Here is a 19,306-nt window from a genome sequence, read left to right on the forward strand (position 1 = left end):
CAACATATTTAAAAGAAACACAAAAGCATTCTCACTCTTTATTGAATTAATATTTATATTCACGTAACGAATTTATTAGCACCCTCTCAACAGTCGATATTCATCATTATTATATATTTGCGTTATATAAGGAGATATATCCATGTTTGATAAATATAGAAAAACACTCGTAGCCGGAACTGTGGCGATAACCCTGGGTTTGTCAGCATCGGGGGTGATGGCTGCGGGTTTTAAACCAGCGCCGCCTGCCGGGCAACTGGGTGCGGTCATTGTCGATCCCTACGGCAATGCACCACTGACCGCTTTGGTTGACTTAGATAGCCATGTTATTTCTGACGTCAAAGTTACCGTCCATGGGAAGGGCGAAAAAGGCGTAGAAATCAGCTATCCCGTGGGTCAGGAATCACTAAAAACTTACGATGGTGTACCGATTTTTGGTCTTTATCAGAAATTTGCTAACAAAGTGACCGTTGAGTGGAAAGAAAACGGCAAGGTCATGAAAGATGATTATGTGGTGCACACTTCGGCCATCGTCAATAATTACATGGATAACCGCTCTATCTCCGATTTACAACAGACCAAAGTTATTAAAGTCGCACCGGGTTTTGAAGATCGCCTCTATCTGGTTAATACCCACACCTTTACCGCCCAAGGTTCCGATCTCCACTGGCATGGTGAGAAAGATAAAAATGCCGGTATCCTTGATGCGGGTCCGGCAACTGGCGCACTCCCTTTTGATATCGCGCCCTTTACTTTCATCGTCGATACCGAAGGTGAATACCGCTGGTGGCTGGATCAAGACACTTTCTACGATGGTCGTGACCGCGATATCAACAAGCGTGGTTATCTGATGGGTATCCGCGAAACGCCACGCGGCACCTTTACCGCTGTACAAGGTCAGCACTGGTACGAGTTCGACATGATGGGGCAGGTGCTCGAAGATCACAAACTACCGCGCGGATTTGCTGACGCTACTCATGAATCCATTGAGACGCCAAATGGCACAGTATTGTTGCGCGTAGGTAAGAGCAATTACCGTCGCGATGACGGCGTACACGTCACCACCATTCGTGACCATATCCTCGAAGTCGATAAATCTGGTCGCGTTGTAGATGTATGGGATCTGACGAAGATCCTCGATCCGAAACGCGATGCACTGCTCGGCGCGCTGGATGCAGGTGCAGTTTGCGTTAACGTTGACCTTGCCCATGCAGGACAACAGGCAAAACTGGAACCAGATACACCGTTCGGCGACGCTCTGGGTGTAGGGCCAGGCCGTAACTGGGCGCACGTTAATTCCATCGCTTATGACGCAAAAGATGACTCAATTATTCTCTCTTCTCGTCACCAGGGTGTTGTGAAGATTGGTCGTGATAAGCAAGTGAAATGGATCCTTGCGCCCTCTAAAGGTTGGGAAAAACCGCTGGCCAGCAAGCTGCTGAAACCGGTTGATGCTAACGGTAAGCCAATTACCTGTAACGAAAATGGCCTGTGCGAAAACTCAGACTTCGACTTTACCTACACCCAGCATACCGCCTGGATTTCCAGCAAAGGAACGCTCACCATTTTTGATAATGGCGATGGGCGTCATCTGGAACAACCTGCCTTACCAACCATGAAATACTCCCGCTTTGTGGAATATAAGATTGATGAGAAGAAAGGCACCGTTCAGCAAGTGTGGGAATACGGTAAAGAACGTGGCTACGATTTCTATAGCCCGATTACCTCCATCATTGAATATCAAGCCGACCGTAACACCATGTTTGGCTTCGGTGGTTCTATTCATTTGTTCGATGTCGGGCAGCCAACCGTCGGTAAGTTGAACGAAATCGATTACAAAACCAAAGAAGTGAAAGTGGAAATCGACGTGCTGTCAGATAAACCCAATCAGACTCACTATCGTGCACTGTTAGTCCGTCCACAACAGATGTTCAAATAATTAAGAAGGGAATAAAAATGTCGAAATTAGGGATCTCATCACTATTTAAAACCATACTGCTTACCGCAGCTTTGGCTGTTTCATTTACCGCTTCTGCATTTACCGAAGGCACGGATTACATGGTTCTGGAAAAACCTATTCCGAATGCCGACAAAACGCTGATTAAGGTATTTAGCTACGCCTGCCCGTTCTGTTACAAGTACGACAAAGCGGTTACCGGTCCGGTATCGGAAAAAGTGAAAGATATCGTTGCTTTTACTCCATTCCATCTGGAAACAAAAGGTGAATACGGCAAACAAGCAAGCGAAGTCTTTGCGGTCTTGATCAATAAAGATAAAGCAGCAGGTATTTCATTATTTGATGCTAACTCTCAGTTTAAGAAAGCCAAGTTTGCTTATTACGCGGCTTATCATGACAAAAAAGAACGCTGGTCTGATGGTAAAGATCCGGCTGCCTTTATCAAAACCGGACTGGACGCCGCAGGTATGAGTCAGGCCGATTTTGAAGCCGCGCTGAAAGAGCCTGCAGTTCAAGAAACGCTGGAAAAATGGAAAGCCTCTTATGAAGTTGCAAAAATCCAGGGCGTTCCGGCGTATGTCGTCAATGGTAAATACCTGATCTACACCAAGAGTATTAAATCTATTGACTCAATGGCAGACCTTATCCGCGAGTTAGCAAGCAAATAACAGGGAAACAGGCTATGGGTATTAAGGGAATGTGGAAAGATCTTCGCACATCACCAGTTGACACACTGGTCAGATGGCAGGAGCAACGCTTGTTGTGGTTGTTAATGGCCGTTGCGATGGGCGCGTTAATTATCCTGGCGCACTCTTTCTTCCAGATCTATCTCTACATGGCACCCTGTGAGCAATGTGTATACATTCGCTACGCCATGTTTGTGATGGTTATTGGAGGATTGGTTGCAGCGATCAACCCAAAGAACATCATCCTAAAGCTAATTGGCTGCGTGATGGCATTTTACGGCAGCATTTTGGGACTGAAGTTTTCGCTCAAACTGAACGATATCCACCATGCAGTACATAATCCGGATCCCGATTCACTGTTTGGCGTACAGGGTTGCTCTACCGATCCAACTTTTCCCTTTAACCTGCCGCTGGCACAGTGGGCACCAAATTGGTTCAAGCCTACCGGGGATTGTGGCTATGACGCACCAATCGTTCCTGATGGCGTCACACTGAGCAGCACGCAACAGTGGTTTGTGGAAATGTATCAGCAATCTGAAGGCTGGTATCTGCTACCACCATGGCATTTTATGAATATGGCTCAGGCTTGTATGCTGGCTTTTGGTATGTGTCTGGTGCTGCTGGTCATTATGAGTGGCGCATGGGCACTTAAAATCATCAGAGGCTAACTCAGCAACACCCGAAGCCAGTCATTCTGGCTTCGGGTTCTTTTATTAACCTATCTGCACCGACAGCATACTTAAACTGCCCATTTCTATACCATCGACCGGAATGGTAATTGGCTCCTGCCCATCCCACGCACCTAACACATACAACAACGGCAGATAGTGCTCTGGCGTTGGGTTCGATAACGCGCCACCTTCATGGTCGAGATAATTCACCAGAGGATGTTGTTCCACCGGCCCTTGCCACGTCAGATTCGCTTTCACATACTCATTAAACGACGTCGCCCACGGATACGGTGAACTATCACCGTGCCACTTCACTGTACGCAGGTTATGCACCACGTTGCCACTGGCGACCAACATTATCCCTTCATCACGCAGCGCCGCGAGTTTGCGCCCCATTTCGAAATGCCAGGCGGCAGGTTTGCTACTGTCGATACTCAACTGCACCATCGGGATATCGGCGTCAGGATACATCTTAATCAGTACGCCCCACGAGCCGTGGTCGAAGCCCCAGGCTTCTTTATCCAGCGTCACAGGGACCGGCGCTAACAGCTCAACCAGATGCTGTGCCAGCGCAGGTGAACCCGGAGCAGGATAATGCGTATCGTACAGCGCCTGCGGGAAGCCACCAAAGTCATGAATCGTGGGCGGCGTCTCCATCGCGGTCACTCCTGTTCCACGGGTAAACCAGTGAGCCGAAACCACCACTATTGCTTGCGGGCGTGGCAATGTCATCCCCAACGTCTGCCAGCTGCGGGTATACAAATTATCTTCCAGCACGTTCATCGGACTACCGTGACCTAAAAACAATGCTGGCATACGTGTTGAAGACATGATGATATCCTTAACTAAAGGTGTCATTTTGATATCCTCACAATACGCTTGTTCGGCGGAGTAAGAACCCGGATAACAATGATGATGATCATCAGTTATTTTGACGATCTGCCTGAAGGTGAAGATTTATAAGGAGTTGTCGATGTCAGTACCTCTCATTCTGACCATACTGGCGGGGGCAGCCACGTTTATTGGCGCGTTTCTCGGCGTTCTCGGGCAAAAACCCTCGAACCGCTTACTGGCGTTTTCGCTAGGATTTGCGGCGGGGATCATGTTGCTCATCTCATTAATGGAAATGCTTCCTGCCGCATTAGCCGCCGAAGGAATGTCACCTGTGTTGGGTTATGGAATGTTTATCTTCGGTCTGCTTGGCTATTTTGGCCTGGACCGCATGTTGCCACATGCGCATCCGCAGGATTTAATGCAAAAATCGGTGCAGCCGTTGCCAAAATCGATCAAGCGCACAGCCATTCTGCTCACTCTCGGCATCAGTCTGCATAACTTCCCGGAAGGGATTGCCACCTTTGTCACGGCGAGCAGCAACCTGGAGCTGGGCTTTGGCATCGCACTGGCCGTTGCGTTACACAATATTCCTGAAGGTCTGGCGGTTGCAGGCCCGGTTTACGCGGCAACGGGGTCTAAACGCACCGCGATTCTTTGGGCGGGGATTTCTGGACTGGCAGAAATTCTTGGTGGTGTGCTGGCGTGGTTAATCCTCGGTAGCATGATTTCCCCGGTGGTCATGGCGGCAATCATGGCGGCGGTTGCAGGAATTATGGTAGCGCTCTCGGTTGATGAATTAATGCCGCTCGCCAAAGAGATTGACCCTAATAATAACCCCAGCTATGGCGTACTATGTGGAATGTCAGTGATGGGATTCAGTTTAGTGCTGCTACAAACGGCGGGAATTGGTTAAAAGCAACATCAGAAGTTGTCCAGCGCATGGACAACTTCTGCCAGCTTCACTAAAGCCTTATTCTACCTTTTCGGCTGTCTCTTCTCTCGTACTGTTTAAGTATTTGTTCCGCGCTTCAAGCAGTGCGTCTCTGTCCTGGCGAAACGCCCGACAATAACGTTTCAAATGCAGGAAATAACCCACAACAACAAGAGCAATCAATACAATCCAGTACCAGGCGATAAACATCCTTTTACCCTTAATATTTAACAATACTAAACATTTAGCGCATAAATTTCACATATCCTTTTTCGGATATATTCATATGGTCGCATAATAACGGAACAATTATATGATTTTGATCATAATGAAAAAGAATGCCTGATATTAATGAAATTTTCTCATAGAAAGAGAAGCGGAATTAACATCTTGCATAGCAGGGAAAAATAAAAACCGAAGCCTGCTACAACTTCGGTTTCTTGATTAAGGCAGTAAATTAAGCAGCGGTTTTCAGCTGGCTTTACGCTCATGTGCCTGACGGTATGCCACCAGGTCTTCAATAGTCACGAGCGCCATATTGTGTTTATTGGCAAACTCAATGCACTCTGGTGCACGCGCCATCGTGCCATCGTCATTAGTCAGCTCACACAGCACACCAGCCGGTTTAAAGCCTGCCAGCGTCATTAGATCAATAGTTGCTTCAGTATGACCGCCACGCGTCAGTACTCCACCTGCCTGCGCGCGAAGTGGGAAAACGTGGCCCGGGCGATTCAGATCAGAAGGTTTTGCGTCATCGGCAATCGCTGCGCGAACGGTCGTAATACGGTCAGCGGCAGAAACACCGGTAGTCACACCTTCAGCCGCTTCAATGGTCACGGTAAAACCGGTGCCATAGGCGCTGGTGTTATTTTCTACCATCATTGGCAGGTCGAGTTGTTTACGGCGATCTTCAGTAATGCACAGGCAAACAATACCGCTACCGTGGCGAATGGTCAGCGCCATCTGCTCAACGGTCATGGTTTCTGCCGGGAAGATCATATCGCCTTCGTTTTCACGGTCTTCATCATCAAGCACCATTACACCGCGTCCTTCACGCAGCGCAGCCAGTGCATTTTCAACACGTTCGAAAGGCGTACCAAAAGAGGAAAGTAGCGTCTGATTCATGGTAAAAAAACCTCACTAAAATTATGGTTACCAGAATCAGGGCAGTCTTAGGAGTGGCGGCATATAGCCAAAATAACGTGAGCGGGTCCATGCCCGACAGAATCGTTACTCTCTCCCATCCGGACTCTAACCGTCGGCCCCGGAATTACACCGGATCTGCTGTCCTTTGAGTTCATACCCAAAGCGCTCGCGGGCTTTCAACTGAGTTGATTTACCGCCGGTGGGGAATTTCGCCCCGCCCTGAGAATAAGCGGATTCACTATAACGCTAATGATTAGCGGCAGCAACGCATAGCTTCACATAATTCTGGTTTATGACTTACCCTTATCGCACTACAATGGCACTCAACACCTATCAGTACAGGGAAACTACAATGATTGACCCGAAAAAAATTGAGCAAATCGCTCGCCAGGTTCACGAATCAATGCCTAAAGGAATCAGGGAGTTCGGGGAAGATGTGGAGAAAAAAATCCGCCAAACCCTACAAGCGCAGCTGACACGTCTCGATCTGGTAAGCCGCGAAGAATTCGACGTTCAGACGCAAGTCCTGTTACGGACTCGTGAAAAACTGGCGTTACTGGAACAGCGCATCAGTGAACTGGAAGCGCGCAATAATTCGGTAGCAGATCTTCAATCTCCTCCGGCTATCCCGCCTATTGATAAAGCAGAATAAAGCAACACAAAAACGGGCCAGACGGCCCGTAATATCAGTGTTCTAATTCAAGTTCTCTGGTTTGCATCATTTGTTGGCAATACCAGGCATAACGTGCGCAAAACCAGGTTCTATGTTCTTCATCCATGTTACCAGTAACGGCCAGAATATCGACCGGGCGACCTTCTGCGTGCATTCTGGCAAAACTACGCGCCAGGAAATCGAAATTATTTAAAGAATTAAGACTATGATCCATAAGCACATCCTCCGGTTATCGCATACCTTTTAAGGCCATATGCTTTTTCTGATTTCAGTATTCCCCAATCAGTGTAGTGCCTTTAAACATAACGTGCGTAAATATATTGTCCCCGATCACACTTTTTAGTGAAAAATAAAAAACCATATTAAAAGACTTTCTCTTCCAGAACTTCTCTAACATGTGTTATTATTAACAAAGATAAATGTAAGCAAGGAAACTATCCTAAAGTAAATATTGCGTCACTAAATGGACATTGGAGTGACATATGATTTTATTCGCCGACTATAACACCCCTTATCTTTTCGCTATTTCCTTTGTACTGTTGATCGGCCTTTTAGAAATTTTTGCGCTTATCTGCGGTCACATGCTCTCCGGTGCACTTGATGCACATCTTGACCATTATGATTCCATAACCACAGGTCATATTAGCCAGGCACTTCATTATCTCAATATCGGAAGATTGCCAGCTCTCGTCGTTCTTTGCTTACTGGCTGGTTTTTTTGGTCTTATTGGCATCCTGTTGCAGCATACCTGCATCATGGTCTGGCAATCACCACTCTCGAACCTGTTTGTGGTTCCTGTCAGTTTACTGTTTACGATTATTGCGGTGCATTATACCGGTAAAATAGTTGCGCCCTGGATTCCACGCGATCATAGCTCAGCTATTACAGAAGAAGAATATATTGGTAGCATGGCGTTAATTACCGGTCATCAAGCCACTTCAGGTAATCCCTGCGAAGGAAAACTCACCGATCAATTTGGCCAAATACATTATTTACTACTGGAGCCTGAAGAAGGAAAAATTTTCACTAAAGGAGACAAAGTGTTAATTATTTGCAGACTTTCTGCAACTCGATATTTGGCGGAAAACAATCCCTGGCCCCAAATATTGTAATTTATTAATCAAAAGGAAATTTAATAATGGATGATATTGTTAATTCTGTGCCCTCCTGGATGTTTACCGCGATTATTGCCGTATGCATTCTGTTTATTATTGGAATTATTTTCGCCAGGCTCTATCGTCGCGCTTCGGCAGAGCAAGCTTTTGTTCGTACTGGTTTAGGTGGGCAAAAAGTGGTAATGAGCGGTGGCGCAATCGTGATGCCGATCTTTCATGAAATAATCCCCATTAATATGAATACTCTGAAGCTGGAAGTCAGCCGCTCAACCATTGATAGCCTGATTACGAAAGATCGTATGCGCGTCGATGTCGTTGTCGCTTTCTTTGTGCGGGTAAAACCTTCAGTAGAAGGGATCGCCACCGCTGCCCAGACGCTGGGGCAACGCACCCTGTCGCCTGAAGACTTACGTATGTTGGTTGAAGATAAATTTGTCGATGCCCTCCGTGCAACAGCTGCGCAAATGACCATGCATGAGTTACAGGATACCCGCGAGAACTTCGTGCAGGGCGTACAAAATACCGTTGCTGAAGATCTGTCGAAAAACGGCCTGGAACTGGAAAGCGTTTCACTTACCAACTTTAACCAGACGTCGAAAGAACATTTCAATCCTAACAACGCCTTTGACGCCGAAGGTTTAACCAAGCTGACGCAGGAGACGGAGCGCCGTCGTCGCGAACGTAACGAAGTTGAACAGGATGTAGAAGTTGCGGTGCGTGAGAAAAACCGTGATGCACTTTCGCGCAAGTTGGAGATTGAACAACAAGAAGCGTTTATGACGCTTGAGCAGGAGCAGCAGGTTAAAACCCGTACCGCTGAGCAGAATGCGAAAATTGCGGCTTTTGAAGCTGAACGTCGTCGTGAAGCAGAGCAGACGCGAATTCTGGCTGAACGACAGATTCAGGAAACAGAAATCGACCGCGAACAGGCCGTCCGTTCCAGAAAAGTTGAAGCTGAACGTGAAGTTCGCATTAAAGAAATCGAACAGCAGCAGGTCACCGAAATCGCTAACCAGACGAAATCGATCGCTATTGCCGCCAAATCGGAACAACAGTCCCAGGCAGAAGCGCGTGCTAACCTTGCACTCGCAGAAGCAGTAAGCGCCCAACAAAACGTTGAAACCACTCGCCAGACCGCAGAAGCCGATCGTGCCAAGCAGGTGGCGCTGATTGCCGCAGCACAGGATGCAGAAACCAAAGCGGTTGAATTGACCGTGCGGGCGAAAGCAGAAAAAGAAGCAGCAGAGATGCAGGCGGCGGCGATCGTTGAGTTAGCCGAAGCTACGCGTAAAAAAGGCCTGGCGGAAGCAGAAGCACAACGTGCGCTGAACGATGCTATCAACGTACTTTCTGACGAACAAACCAGCCTTAAATTCAAACTGGCCTTGTTGCAGGCGCTACCTGCGGTAATTGAGAAATCCGTGGAACCAATGAAGTCCATTGACGGTATCAAGATTATTCAGGTCGATGGTCTGAATCGTGGTGGTATTGCGGGGGATGCAAACACGGGTAATGTGGGGGGCGGAAACCTGGCGGAACAAGTATTATCAGCCGCACTCTCTTACCGCACACAGGCACCACTGATTGACTCCTTGCTCAATGAAATTGGCGTTTCAGGCGGCTCACTGGCTGCATTGACTTCACCCTTAACCTCAACAACTCCCGTCGCCGAAAACGTAGAATAAATTTTCAGCTATGAACATCCCTGGCACAAAAAGCCGGGGATTTTTTATATCTGCGTTCCGCTAAAAACTGCAAATGATCAGGTCGTTGCAGCGTTTTGCGTGACTGCTCGGGGAAGGCAAAACTGCCTCTGGGAAAGCGTTGCGCGGAGTCCGGCGCTCATCAACAATCGGGGAGTCAGCAAGGGGCTGAAACGGGAAAGCCCCTCCCGAGGAAGGGGCCTTATAGAAGGAAAGGGTTATGATGAAGTTCGTCATCATACTGGTTGTGTTGTTACTGTTAAGTTTCCCGACTTACTAACAACTCATCAGAGGGGGGAGAAATCCTCCCTTACCCTTGTTCCTTTACTTTAGGTTGAAAAAACAACAGCGTCAATAGGTCTATCCGGCACAACGCGAGAACTGTGAAGCGCTTTCCGGTTAGCCTTTTTTATCCTGTTGGATCTTCTTGATAATATTAGTGGTCGAGCAACCGTCTTCAAAGTTGAGCACCAGCACTTCGCCACCATTGGCCCAGACTTCTTTACTCCCGGCAATCTCTTCTGGTTTATAATCGCCGCCTTTCACCAGCAGGTCTGGCAGGATCCCGGCGATCAAGCGCTGCGGCGTGTCTTCTTCAAACGACACCACCCAGTCGACCGCTTCCAGTGCGCCCAGCACAATCATACGCTGTTCGAGCGGGTTAACGGGGCGGGAATCCCCTTTCAGCCGTTTGGTGGAGGCATCGCTGTTGACGGCGACAATCAAACGGTCACCCAGTTTACGGGCATTTGCCAGATAAGAGACGTGTCCGGCGTGCAGGATGTCAAAGACGCCATTGGTCATCACCACTTTTTCACCGCGTTTACGCGCTGCCGCTACAGCAAGCTTCAGTTCCTCTTCGGTCATCACGCCAAAGCCGGTATCTGCACGTCCACGTACTGCGTTTTCCAGCTCGATCGGCGAAACCGTGGATGTCCCCAGTTTGCCGACCACCACACCAGCCGCCGCATTGGCAAAGAAACAGGCTTCTTCCAGCGAATTACCCGCTGCCAGCGTTGCCGCCAGGACGCCAATCACCGTGTCGCCCGCACCGGTAACGTCATACACTTCCTGCGCCTGGGTTGGCATATGCAGCGGCGCTTTACCCGGTTGCAGCAGCGACATACCCTGTTCGGAACGGGTCACTAACAGAGCCGAGAGTTCGTAATCGGCAATCAGTTTCTTGCCGCGCTCAACAATCTCTTCTTCGGTCTTACATTTACCGACAACAGCTTCAAATTCCGAGAGATTCGGCGTTAACAGCGTAGCGCCGCGGTAGCGCTCAAAATCGGTACCTTTTGGATCAATCAGCACCGGAACGCCCGCTTTACGCGCCAGTTGGATCATCTGCTGCACGCTTGCCAGCGCACCTTTGGCGTAGTCAGAGAGCACCAGCGCGCCAATCGAACTCAGCGCCTGATTAATCCGTTCGTGCAGCGGCTGCGGATCAACACCTTCGAAACCTTCTTCAAAATCCAGACGAATCAGCTGTTGGTTGCGGGAAAGCACCCGTAATTTGGTGATGGTCGGATGCGTCGGTACAGAAACGAAGTCGCATTTGACGTTGACGTCGGCCAGAGATTTACTCAGCGCGCGCGCCGCATCGTCAATGCCCGTTAACCCGACCAGGCGTGCATTAGCACCGAGAGAAGCGATATTCATCGCCACGTTAGCCGCGCCGCCCGGACGTTCTTCGATGGTATTTACTTTAACCACGGGCACCGGCGCTTCCGGCGAGATACGGCTGGTGGGACCGTACCAGTAACGATCCAGCATCACATCACCAACCACCATCACTCCTGCACGTTCAAACTCTGGCAGCGTTACTTTCATTCCTGTCTCCTGAGAGATTCAAAATTTGCGCGCGATAATACCATACTTCATTCTTCCACCAGCCACTTCTGCCAGCTTGCCCGCACCAGATCACGCTCTGCGGTGAAGCAATCCTCCGACACATGGCCCGGCAATTCCTGTAATGCCAGATGATGAAGTTCATCGCGCAGCGTCGTGTAAGCACGGGTCAGCGCCATCGCTTCCTGTTCTTCCATAATGTCGTTTTGCGCCAGCAGTTCCAGAATACGCACGTTGTCTGACCAGCGCGTTAACTTCGGTTTTTCATGAGCGTAGCGCAACACCAGATATTGGGTAATAAATTCGATATCGGTAATTCCGCCTTCATCGGCTTTGATATCAAAGCGATCGCGATGTTTATTACCGAGATGAGCGCGCATTTTCTCGCGCATTTCCCGCACTTCTGTTTGCAGGGTTTTGCCTTCGCGCGGCAGCGTCATAATCTCACGACGCACCGCGTCAAAGTGCGCGGTGAGCTGCGGATCGCCGTACACTACACGCGCACGCACCAGCGCCTGATGTTCCCACGTCCAGGCCTCGTTTTTCTGATAATCAGCAAATGCTTCTGCGGATGTCACCAGCATTCCCGCCGCCCCGGATGGACGCAGTCGAGCATCCACTTCATACAAAATGCCGGAAGAGGTTCGCGTACTGAACAGATGCATAATGCGTTGCGCCAGACGCAGATAAAACTGTCGCCCGTCGATTTCCCGCTCGCCGTCAGTCATCGCATCCATTGGGCAATCATGGAGGAAGATCAGGTCAAGATCGGAACTGTAGCCTAACTCCCAGCCGCCCAGCTTGCCGTAGCCGACCACCGCAAAACCACGCCCTTCGCGCTCGTTCAGGTGATTCGGTTTACCGTAGCGGGCAACCATTTGAACCCACGCCTGCTGAACGACGGCATCTATCATAGCTTCCGCCAGCCAGGTTAAGTGATCGCTCACTTTCATTACCGGTAGCGTACCGGCGATATCCGCTGCCGCAATGCGTAACAGTTGCGCCTGTTTGAACTGACGCAGCGCCTCAAGCTGTTGTTCTTCGTCATCTTCCGGCACGCGCAGCAAATACTGGCGCAGTTCATCACGGTAGGCATCGGTCGCCGTCGGCTGGTAGAGAGTGTTTGGATCGAGCAGTTCATCCAGCAATAACGGATAGCGCGCCAGCTGGCTGGCAATCATCGGCGATGCGGCACACAGAGAAATCAAATGCTTAAGCGCCGCAGGAAATTCACTGAGCAATTCTAAATAGGTGGTGCGGGTAACAATCCCCACCAGCAAGGCCGTAATACGCGACAGCGTTACAGCAGCGTCTTCACGTGTACAGACATCTCTTAGCAGATGTGGCATCAGATGGTCGAGCACCTGACGTCCGCGTGGCCCGATTGTGCGCTTATCCAGCTCTTTGCGGAAATCGGCAATCAGCGTCAGCACCTGTTTGCGATCGTCCTCGCTAAGATGCGCCAGCACTGGTGTAGTGTCATCTTCCTGCAACGCGTCCTGCCACAGCTCACGCCACTGTTCCGACAGCGACTCTTCCTGAGTTTCACTTTCGTCGTCGCCAATCAATTCATTAAACACCCGGCGCACATTGGTCATATGTCCGGTCAGCGCCCCAGTCAGTTGCTGCCAGTCAGCAAAGTCCATCGCCCACGCCAGCCGCGCACGGTTAAGCTCATCAGAAGGAAGCGTCTGGGTTTGTTCGTCGTTAATGCTTTGCAGCAGGTTTTCCAGACGCCGCAGGAACAGATACGCCACTCGCAATTGTTCAGCATCGTTTTCAGAAAGCAGATGCAGCTCGGCAATAGCGCTGAGCGTTGGCAGTAAAGAGCGCGATTGCAGCGACGGCTCGCGCCCGCCGCGAATAAGCTGGAATACCTGGACGATAAATTCAATTTCACGAATGCCACCCGCGCCAAGTTTGATGTTGTCGGTCAAACCGCGCCGACGCACTTCACGGGCAATCATCCCTTTCATGTTGCGCAGCGACTGAATCACGCTGAAATCGATGTAACGACGGAAAACAAACGGGCGCAGCATCGCACGCAACTCGTTAGCATAGACGCCTTCGCTATCGCCCATAATCCGCGCCTTGACCATCGCGTAACGCTCCCAGTCGCGCCCCTGCTCCTGGTAATAATCTTCCAGTGCCGCAAAGCTCAGCACCAGCGGGCCACTTTCGCCAAACGGACGCAGTCGCATATCCACGCGATAGACGAAGCCATCCTGCGTTGGTTGATCCAGCACTTTAATCAGCCGCTGCCCCATGCGGGTAAAAAACTGGGCGTTATCCAGTTCCCGGCGTCCGCCCTGCGTACAACCATGTTCCGGCCAGGCAAAAATCAGATCGATATCTGATGAGAAATTCAGCTCCCCACCGCCCAGCTTACCCATGCCTAAAATCAGCAGCGGTTGCGCTTCGCCCTGCGCATTGCACGGCGTTCCCCATTCGCGGCAGCAGGCGTCATACAGCCAGTCACGCGCCGCAACAATCAGCGTCTCCGCCAGATGGCTGAGCTGCTGCAAAATGCTCTCTTCAGTAACCAGTGCCAGCGTTTGCGCCCAGGCGATGCGCACCATAATGCGCCGCCGGAATAGCCGCAGTTCACGCATTAACCCGGCTTCGTCACTCACATTACTGAGCGCCTCCTGCCACCAGGCAGCGTAATGCTGCCATTCGTCGGCCTGCGGCGGTTGGCTTTCCAGTTCCGTCAGCCACTCTGGATGCGCAATCACGCTGTCCTGCACAAAATCACTGAAAGTAAGTACCGACTTCGCCTGTGCGCTAAGTGATTCGTCGGCTAAAGGCTCTGGCAGCCGCTCAACAACGGTCTGCCAGTACTGCTGTAACGGTGAAGAGAGCGGCTTCATAAGCGATTTTATCCTTGCCTGATTAACGTTTTCCGCTGTGCAACCAGAACGGTTCCTGATTGTTTGCCTCATTACGGAAATGTTCAATTTCAATGCGTTGTCCGGTCGCAATAGCGTGACGCAGCCCCTGCCAGTTCTCCAGCCAGGCTTGCGCGACGACAGGATCGTAGTAACCCGCCAGCAACAGGATTGAGTCAATATCACGCGTCAGGCGTGGCAACTGGTCACGGTAGCGATCGCCCAACGGCTGGCAGAAAACGCTTTTCAGTTCAGCGGCATGGCGGGAAAGATGGATATCGGCAAAGCGTTTGAAGGAATCGCTGATTTTGCCCTGCGCTTTGGCATCTAAAAACGGCTGCCAGGCTTTGCTTACCAGCCATTCGGTCAACGCCAGCTTCGCCATTGCCGTTTCGGTAGAGTAGACCGCCGTCACGGCAGAAACCGCTGAAGCGATGGTCGCTTCGCATTGAGTCAATAAATCACGTAAGTGAGTGCTCGCTTTACGCGGCACAATGCCACCGAACAGCATCAGCGTATGACGGACCAGGCCAATGGCTGCCAGCACCTGCTCTTTCGCCGCATCATTGCCGCGTACCCATAGTTCTTCATGATACTGCCATTGCGCTAACGCCAACTCGAGCGCCGCTTCCAGCCCCTGCTCGACATCCGCTTTTGCCGCAACATGCAAAATGGTGGTCGGTTTGATTTCACGCGCTGGATTGCCCTGCGCCAGATGATAGCCACGCGCCGCTTTGCTCAGGCTGCCCTGGCGTAATCCGGTTTGCGATACCAGTTGGTTCGCCAGTTTCAGCACCGCGCGCGTGTCGCCGCTAAGCAGTTCCAGTTCCAGCTCGCAGATAGGTTCAGCAAATTCACCCGCTTTCACTTCCCCCTGGTCGAGGGCGATTTCAATTTGGCTACCATCAACCTCTACCAGCCACTTTTCGCGATAAAAATCGGTGCTGAACAGCGGTTGTACGCGGGAAGCGAGATCGGCAGGCAATTCGCCGTTCGGCCAGACTTCCGTCGGTAACTGCGCCAGGTCGAGCGTCGGTTCGCTCAACGCCACGTTATATTCCGGGCGCTGGTGTAAGCCGCCTGTCACTCTTCCTGCAACTTTCATGGTCATCTCATAGCGACCGTTTTCGCCACGAATACGCAAGCCCATGTCGTGCCCACGCAGCCAGTTATCCGGCGTTTCGTAGTAAATATTCAGCAACTGCACGGGGTCATGGTGCTCGCCGCCCAGCGTATTGAGATGGTCACGCAACGCCTCAACGGCACTGTGATTAACAATAAACTTTAATTCGATTTCCTGAGCCATAGCCTTTACTTATCGGTTATGTCACATAAGTGACGATGAACGGCGAACTTAATGCGATCTTTTTTGTCAGTAGATAGTATTTTGCGCCAAATTGCCATGCAACGGGCAATTTGACGGGCGTAAAAGTTTGAAGCAGTGGCAAGACCTGACACAGAGGATTCCGATTGATGTCGAATGCTTTGCGTAGCGACACTGATGCCACTACTATCGTTCCACTTTCCATGACAATAACGACAGCCTGATGCCAAAATTACGCCTGATCGGATTAACTTTACTCGCACTTAGCGCCACTGCCGTCTCACACGCTGAAGAAACGCGCTATGTTTCTGATGAACTGAATACCTGGGTCCGTAGCGGTCCGGGAGATCATTATCGCCTCGTGGGCACGGTTAACGCCGGCGAGGAAGTGACCTTATTACAAACTGACGCCAACACCAATTATGCCCAGGTGAAAGACAGCTCTGGCCGTACCGCCTGGATCCCGTTGAAACAACTTAGCACTGAGCCAAGCCTGCGCTCCCGTGTGCCAGATCTGGAAAATCAGGTCAAAACCCTGACCGATAAACTCACCAATATCGATAACACCTGGAATCAGCGCACCGCAGAAATGCAGCAAAAAGTGGCGCAGAGCGACAGCGTGATCAACGGGTTAAAAGAAGAAAATCAGAAACTGAAAAACGAGCTGATTGTCGCGCAGAAAAAGGTCGATGCCGCCAGCGTGCAGCTGGATGACAAACAGCGCACCATCATCATGCAGTGGTTTATGTATGGTGGCGGCGTGCTGGGGCTTGGCTTGCTGCTTGGTCTGGTACTGCCGCACCTGATCCCAACGCGCAAACGCAAAGATCGCTGGATGAACTAAATCGCCTTCTTCGTTGCACTGTCTTATTATTAGGAATTGTGTATTTGACGAAGGGATGATGGCGTGAAGATTTATCTGGTCGGTGGTGCTGTTCGGGATGCATTGTTAGGGCTACCGGTCAAAGACAGAGATTGGGTGGTGGTCGGCAGTACGCCACAGGAGATGCTCGACGCGGGCTACCAGCAGGTAGGCCGCGATTTTCCTGTTTTTCTGCATCCGCAAACGCATGAAGAGTATGCGCTGGCACGTACTGAACGGAAATCTGGTTCCGGTTACACCGGTTTTACCTGCTATGCCGCACCGGATGTCACGCTGGAAGATGATCTTAAGCGTCGCGATCTGACCATTAATGCGCTGGCCCAGGACGATAACGGCGAGATTATCGACCCGTACAACGGTCTGGGCGATCTGCAAAATCGTCTGTTGCGCCATGTTTCCCCCGCTTTTGGCGAAGATCCGTTACGCGTACTGCGCGTGGCGCGTTTTGCTGCGCGTTATGCCCACCTCGGTTTTCGTATTGCCGATGAAACTCTGGCGCTGATGCGCGAGATGACCCATGCGGGTGAACTGGAACACCTGACGCCTGAACGGGTATGGAAAGAGACGGAAAGCACCCTCACTACCCGCAATCCCCAGGTGTTCTTCCAGGTACTGCGCGATTGCGGCGCACTGCGCGTTTTATTCCCGGAAATTGACGCCCTGTTTGGCGTTCCGGCCCCTGCCAGGTGGCATCCGGAAATCGACACCGGTATTCATACCTTAATGACGCTCTCAATGGCGGCGATGCTGAGTCCGCAGGTCGATGTCCGTTTCGCAACGTTATGCCACGATCTCGGTAAAGGACTGACGCCACCAGAACTTTGGCCGCGTCATCATGGTCATGGCCCGGCGGGTGTTAAGTTAGTGGAACAACTATGCCAGCGTCTGCGCGTGCCAAATGAAATTCGCGATTTAGCCAGACTGGTGGCTGAGTTTCACGATCTCATCCACACCTTCCCAATGCTGAACCCAAAAACCATCGTCAAATTGTTTGATTCCATCGACGCCTGGCGTAAACCGCAGCGTGTCGAGCAACTGGCGCTGACCAGCGAGGCTGACGTGCGCGGCAGAACCGGTTTTGAATCAGCGGACTACCCGCAAGGCCGCTGGTTGCGCGAAGCCTGGGAAGTGGCGCAGTCAGTGCCGACAAAAGCCGTCGTTGAAGCAGGATTTAAAGGTGTGGAGATTCGTGAGGAGCTGACCCGACGGCGGATTGCTGCGGTAGCCAGCTGGAAGGAACAACGTTGCCCAAAGCCTGATTAACTTTTTAAATTCAGTATATTGCAGAAATCCCTTAGGTCGGATAAGACGCACAAGCGTCATATCCGACACTATTCCTCAATCAAAAGAACACGACATACACCGCAGCCGCCACAATAAAGCGATAAATGGCGAAAGGGATAAACGAAATGCGCTTAATCAATTGCAGGAAGGTTTTAATCGCTATCAGCGCCACCACAAAAGCGGTGATAAACCCAACGGCAAACATCGGGATATCGCCGGTTGTCAGGAAGCCCCAGCTTTTGTAGAGATCGAGCGCCGTTGCGCCCATCATCATCGGCACCGCCAGCAGGAACGAGAACTCAGAAGCCGCATAACGGCTCACACCCATCAGCATCCCACCTGAAATGGTCGCCCCGGAGCGAGAGAAACCCGGCCACAGCGCCAGACACTGGAAACAGCCAATCATAAACGCCTGACGATAGGTCATATCATCAAGACCCGGCGCACGCGGCTCTTTCGGCTTCAGGCATTCAGCGGCAATCAGCAACAGACCGCCAACGACCAGTGCATACATCACATTTATCGGGTTAAACAATGATTTAATCGTGTCGTGGAACAACAGCCCCAGTACCACCGCCGGAATCATCCCCAGCAAAATGTGGATCAGCGTTAAACGGCCTTTGCTTTCTCCTTCGTGCTGCAACGGGCGACCAAAGTGAATACCAATAAGGCCAAACAGACGTCGCCAGAACATGACAACCACTGCCAGAATTGATCCTAACTGGATCACGACTTCAAAGGTTTTCGCCGTGTCGCCCTCAAATCCCAACAAGTGACCGACAATAATCATATGGCCCGTGCTGGATACCGGCAGAAATTCTGTCAATCCTTCGACCACACCCAATATTGCCGCTATCAGCAGCGAGTGCATATCGCTCATCAATAAACCCCTAAATTATAAAAATGTAACGCTTGTCCGAACTACTGCAGTATGACCAGGTTATAACCGTTTGGTTTAACAGCTGTAAAATTAATTATTTTCTTTCAGATTATTGCCACGCTCAATGATGACGCCAACATTCGCCGCCCGCGCCACTGCGCCTGGCTTGCTGAGTTTGATACGCACCCACGGCGAGTTGAAGCGTGCTAACAGCAGCTCCGCCACCTCTTCAGCCACGCGTTCCACCAGCGCAAAACGCGCCCCCTCGACGTGGCTGACCACCGTTTCTGCAATGTCAGCGTAACTGAGGCAATCCGCCACATCATCACTTTTCGCCGCTTTACGGTTATCCCACGCCATTTCGATATCGAACACTAACTTCTGTTCGATGGTCTGTTCCCAGTCGTAAACACCAATAGTGGTGATTACCGAAAGTTGCTCTATAAATACAATATCCATCACGTCCTGCCTGCTTTTTGG

Annotated in this window: 19 protein-coding genes and 1 riboswitch; of the genes, 10 read left to right on the forward strand and 9 right to left on the reverse strand. The window is 50.7% G+C overall.

Annotation, left to right across the window (positions count from 1 at the left end):
• The first annotated feature begins 142 nt into the window (after positions 1-142).
• From ACJHX7_RS05955 to dsbI, 3 genes are read left to right on the forward strand one after another with little or no spacing between them, the layout of a single operon-like run.
• Positions 143-1,939 (forward strand): aryl-sulfate sulfotransferase, encoded by a 1,797-nt coding sequence (locus ACJHX7_RS05955; protein ID WP_000459865.1) that lies wholly within the window; start codon positions 143-145, stop codon positions 1,937-1,939.
• Positions 1,940-1,956: 17 nt separating this feature from the next.
• Positions 1,957-2,625 carry a thiol:disulfide interchange protein DsbA/DsbL gene (locus ACJHX7_RS05960; RefSeq protein WP_000040021.1) on the forward strand — a complete coding sequence of 223 codons (669 nt, stop codon included), beginning with the start codon at positions 1,957-1,959 and terminating at the stop codon, positions 2,623-2,625.
• Positions 2,626-2,639: 14 nt separating this feature from the next.
• On the forward strand, positions 2,640-3,311 hold the full coding sequence (dsbI, locus tag ACJHX7_RS05965; protein ID WP_000511506.1) for a protein-disulfide oxidoreductase DsbI: 672 nt from the start codon (positions 2,640-2,642) through the stop codon (positions 3,309-3,311).
• Positions 3,312-3,356: 45 nt separating this feature from the next.
• Here the strand turns inward: dsbI and ygiD are convergent, their stop codons facing one another.
• Positions 3,357-4,145 carry a 4,5-DOPA dioxygenase extradiol gene (gene ygiD / locus ACJHX7_RS05970; RefSeq protein WP_001374603.1) on the reverse strand — a complete coding sequence of 263 codons (789 nt, stop codon included), beginning with the start codon at positions 4,143-4,145 and terminating at the stop codon, positions 3,357-3,359.
• Positions 4,146-4,287: 142 nt separating this feature from the next.
• On the opposite strand from ygiD, the gene zupT reads away from it, so the two are divergent.
• The gene (zupT, locus tag ACJHX7_RS05975; protein WP_001295627.1) at positions 4,288-5,061 is read left to right on the forward strand and encodes a zinc transporter ZupT; all 774 of its coding nucleotides are present in this window, start codon (positions 4,288-4,290) and stop codon (positions 5,059-5,061) included.
• Positions 5,062-5,118: 57 nt separating this feature from the next.
• On the opposite strand, the gene yqiD is transcribed toward zupT, so the two are convergent.
• On the reverse strand, positions 5,119-5,289 hold the full coding sequence (gene yqiD / locus ACJHX7_RS05980) for a protein YqiD (protein WP_000469266.1): 171 nt from the start codon (positions 5,287-5,289) through the stop codon (positions 5,119-5,121).
• A gap of 261 nt (positions 5,290-5,550) precedes the next feature.
• Positions 5,551-6,204 (reverse strand): 3,4-dihydroxy-2-butanone-4-phosphate synthase, encoded by a 654-nt coding sequence (ribB, locus tag ACJHX7_RS05985; RefSeq protein WP_001076993.1) that lies wholly within the window; start codon positions 6,202-6,204, stop codon positions 5,551-5,553.
• A 103-nt stretch (positions 6,205-6,307) separates the two neighbouring features.
• Positions 6,308-6,456: riboswitch (FMN riboswitch) on the reverse strand.
• 121 nt (positions 6,457-6,577) lie between these two features.
• Here ribB and ubiK point away from each other — a divergent pair.
• Positions 6,578-6,877: a ubiquinone biosynthesis accessory factor UbiK gene (gene ubiK, locus ACJHX7_RS05990; RefSeq protein ID WP_001298379.1), complete on the forward strand. Its 300-nt coding sequence runs from the start codon at positions 6,578-6,580 to the stop codon at positions 6,875-6,877.
• Positions 6,878-6,911: 34 nt separating this feature from the next.
• Here ubiK and glgS read toward each other — a convergent pair whose 3' ends face one another.
• Complete coding sequence (gene glgS / locus ACJHX7_RS05995) at positions 6,912-7,112, reverse strand: cell surface composition regulator GlgS (RefSeq protein WP_001296424.1); 201 nt, start codon at positions 7,110-7,112, stop codon at positions 6,912-6,914.
• 268 nt (positions 7,113-7,380) lie between these two features.
• Here glgS and ACJHX7_RS06000 point away from each other — a divergent pair, with 268 nt between their 5' ends.
• The 3 genes from ACJHX7_RS06000 to ibsE all read left to right on the forward strand — a co-directional run bounded on the left by ACJHX7_RS06000 (position 7,381) and on the right by ibsE (position 9,996).
• Positions 7,381-8,010 carry an OB-fold-containig protein gene (locus ACJHX7_RS06000; protein ID WP_000599936.1) on the forward strand — a complete coding sequence of 210 codons (630 nt, stop codon included), beginning with the start codon at positions 7,381-7,383 and terminating at the stop codon, positions 8,008-8,010.
• A 26-nt stretch (positions 8,011-8,036) separates the two neighbouring features.
• Complete coding sequence (locus tag ACJHX7_RS06005) at positions 8,037-9,698, forward strand: flotillin family protein (protein ID WP_094029924.1); 1,662 nt, start codon at positions 8,037-8,039, stop codon at positions 9,696-9,698.
• Positions 9,699-9,936: 238 nt separating this feature from the next.
• Positions 9,937-9,996 carry a type I toxin-antitoxin system Ibs family toxin gene (gene ibsE, locus ACJHX7_RS06010; protein WP_001387082.1) on the forward strand — a complete coding sequence of 20 codons (60 nt, stop codon included), beginning with the start codon at positions 9,937-9,939 and terminating at the stop codon, positions 9,994-9,996.
• A 119-nt stretch (positions 9,997-10,115) separates the two neighbouring features.
• Here the strand turns inward: ibsE and hldE are convergent, their stop codons facing one another.
• From hldE to ygiF, 3 genes are read right to left on the reverse strand one after another with little or no spacing between them, the layout of a single operon-like run.
• Positions 10,116-11,549, reverse strand: coding sequence for a bifunctional D-glycero-beta-D-manno-heptose-7-phosphate kinase/D-glycero-beta-D-manno-heptose 1-phosphate adenylyltransferase HldE (hldE, locus tag ACJHX7_RS06015; RefSeq protein ID WP_094029923.1), 1,434 nt, complete (start codon positions 11,547-11,549; stop codon positions 10,116-10,118).
• A 47-nt stretch (positions 11,550-11,596) separates the two neighbouring features.
• A complete protein-coding gene (gene glnE, locus ACJHX7_RS06020) occupies positions 11,597-14,437 on the reverse strand; it encodes a bifunctional [glutamate--ammonia ligase]-adenylyl-L-tyrosine phosphorylase/[glutamate--ammonia-ligase] adenylyltransferase (protein ID WP_094029922.1) in 2,841 nt (946 codons plus the stop codon).
• Between the two features lie 22 nt (positions 14,438-14,459).
• Positions 14,460-15,761 (reverse strand): inorganic triphosphatase, encoded by a 1,302-nt coding sequence (gene ygiF / locus ACJHX7_RS06025; RefSeq protein WP_032329921.1) that lies wholly within the window; start codon positions 15,759-15,761, stop codon positions 14,460-14,462.
• Positions 15,762-16,002: 241 nt separating this feature from the next.
• Here ygiF and ACJHX7_RS06030 point away from each other — a divergent pair, with 241 nt between their 5' ends.
• Positions 16,003-16,623 (forward strand): TIGR04211 family SH3 domain-containing protein, encoded by a 621-nt coding sequence (locus ACJHX7_RS06030; RefSeq protein ID WP_001125332.1) that lies wholly within the window; start codon positions 16,003-16,005, stop codon positions 16,621-16,623.
• Between the two features lie 63 nt (positions 16,624-16,686).
• Complete coding sequence (gene cca, locus ACJHX7_RS06035) at positions 16,687-17,925, forward strand: fused tRNA nucleotidyltransferase/2',3'-cyclic phosphodiesterase/2' nucleotidase/phosphatase Cca (RefSeq protein WP_094029921.1); 1,239 nt, start codon at positions 16,687-16,689, stop codon at positions 17,923-17,925.
• 79 nt (positions 17,926-18,004) lie between these two features.
• Here the strand turns inward: cca and bacA are convergent, their stop codons facing one another.
• Both bacA and folB read right to left on the reverse strand, forming a co-directional pair.
• Positions 18,005-18,826, reverse strand: a complete 822-nt coding sequence (bacA, locus tag ACJHX7_RS06040; RefSeq protein WP_001305111.1) for an undecaprenyl-diphosphate phosphatase — start codon at positions 18,824-18,826, stop codon at positions 18,005-18,007.
• A gap of 90 nt (positions 18,827-18,916) precedes the next feature.
• Positions 18,917-19,285: a bifunctional dihydroneopterin aldolase/7,8-dihydroneopterin epimerase gene (folB, locus tag ACJHX7_RS06045; protein WP_001295541.1), complete on the reverse strand. Its 369-nt coding sequence runs from the start codon at positions 19,283-19,285 to the stop codon at positions 18,917-18,919.
• Between the last annotated feature and the right edge of the window lie 21 nt (positions 19,286-19,306).

It is taken from the genome of Escherichia sp. WS1451, from assembly GCF_046487365.1.
GTDB lineage: Bacteria > Pseudomonadota > Gammaproteobacteria > Enterobacterales > Enterobacteriaceae > Escherichia > Escherichia coli.

Coding starts and splice junctions, on each gene's coding strand:
- ACJHX7_RS05955 (WP_000459865.1), top strand. CDS start 143: ATGTTTGATAAATATAGAAAAACACTCGTAGCCGGAACTGTGGCGATA.
- ACJHX7_RS05960 (WP_000040021.1), top strand. CDS start 1,957: ATGTCGAAATTAGGGATCTCATCACTATTTAAAACCATACTGCTTACC.
- dsbI (WP_000511506.1), top strand. CDS start 2,640: ATGGGTATTAAGGGAATGTGGAAAGATCTTCGCACATCACCAGTTGAC.
- ygiD (WP_001374603.1), bottom strand. CDS start 4,145: ATGTCTTCAACACGTATGCCAGCATTGTTTTTAGGTCACGGTAGTCCG.
- zupT (WP_001295627.1), top strand. CDS start 4,288: ATGTCAGTACCTCTCATTCTGACCATACTGGCGGGGGCAGCCACGTTT.
- yqiD (WP_000469266.1), bottom strand. CDS start 5,289: ATGTTTATCGCCTGGTACTGGATTGTATTGATTGCTCTTGTTGTTGTG.
- ribB (WP_001076993.1), bottom strand. CDS start 6,204: ATGAATCAGACGCTACTTTCCTCTTTTGGTACGCCTTTCGAACGTGTT.
- ubiK (WP_001298379.1), top strand. CDS start 6,578: ATGATTGACCCGAAAAAAATTGAGCAAATCGCTCGCCAGGTTCACGAA.
- glgS (WP_001296424.1), bottom strand. CDS start 7,112: ATGGATCATAGTCTTAATTCTTTAAATAATTTCGATTTCCTGGCGCGT.
- ACJHX7_RS06000 (WP_000599936.1), top strand. CDS start 7,381: ATGATTTTATTCGCCGACTATAACACCCCTTATCTTTTCGCTATTTCC.
- ACJHX7_RS06005 (WP_094029924.1), top strand. CDS start 8,037: ATGGATGATATTGTTAATTCTGTGCCCTCCTGGATGTTTACCGCGATT.
- hldE (WP_094029923.1), bottom strand. CDS start 11,549: ATGAAAGTAACGCTGCCAGAGTTTGAACGTGCAGGAGTGATGGTGGTT.
- glnE (WP_094029922.1), bottom strand. CDS start 14,437: ATGAAGCCGCTCTCTTCACCGTTACAGCAGTACTGGCAGACCGTTGTT.
- ygiF (WP_032329921.1), bottom strand. CDS start 15,761: ATGGCTCAGGAAATCGAATTAAAGTTTATTGTTAATCACAGTGCCGTT.
- ACJHX7_RS06030 (WP_001125332.1), top strand. CDS start 16,003: ATGCCAAAATTACGCCTGATCGGATTAACTTTACTCGCACTTAGCGCC.
- bacA (WP_001305111.1), bottom strand. CDS start 18,826: ATGAGCGATATGCACTCGCTGCTGATAGCGGCAATATTGGGTGTGGTC.
- folB (WP_001295541.1), bottom strand. CDS start 19,285: ATGGATATTGTATTTATAGAGCAACTTTCGGTAATCACCACTATTGGT.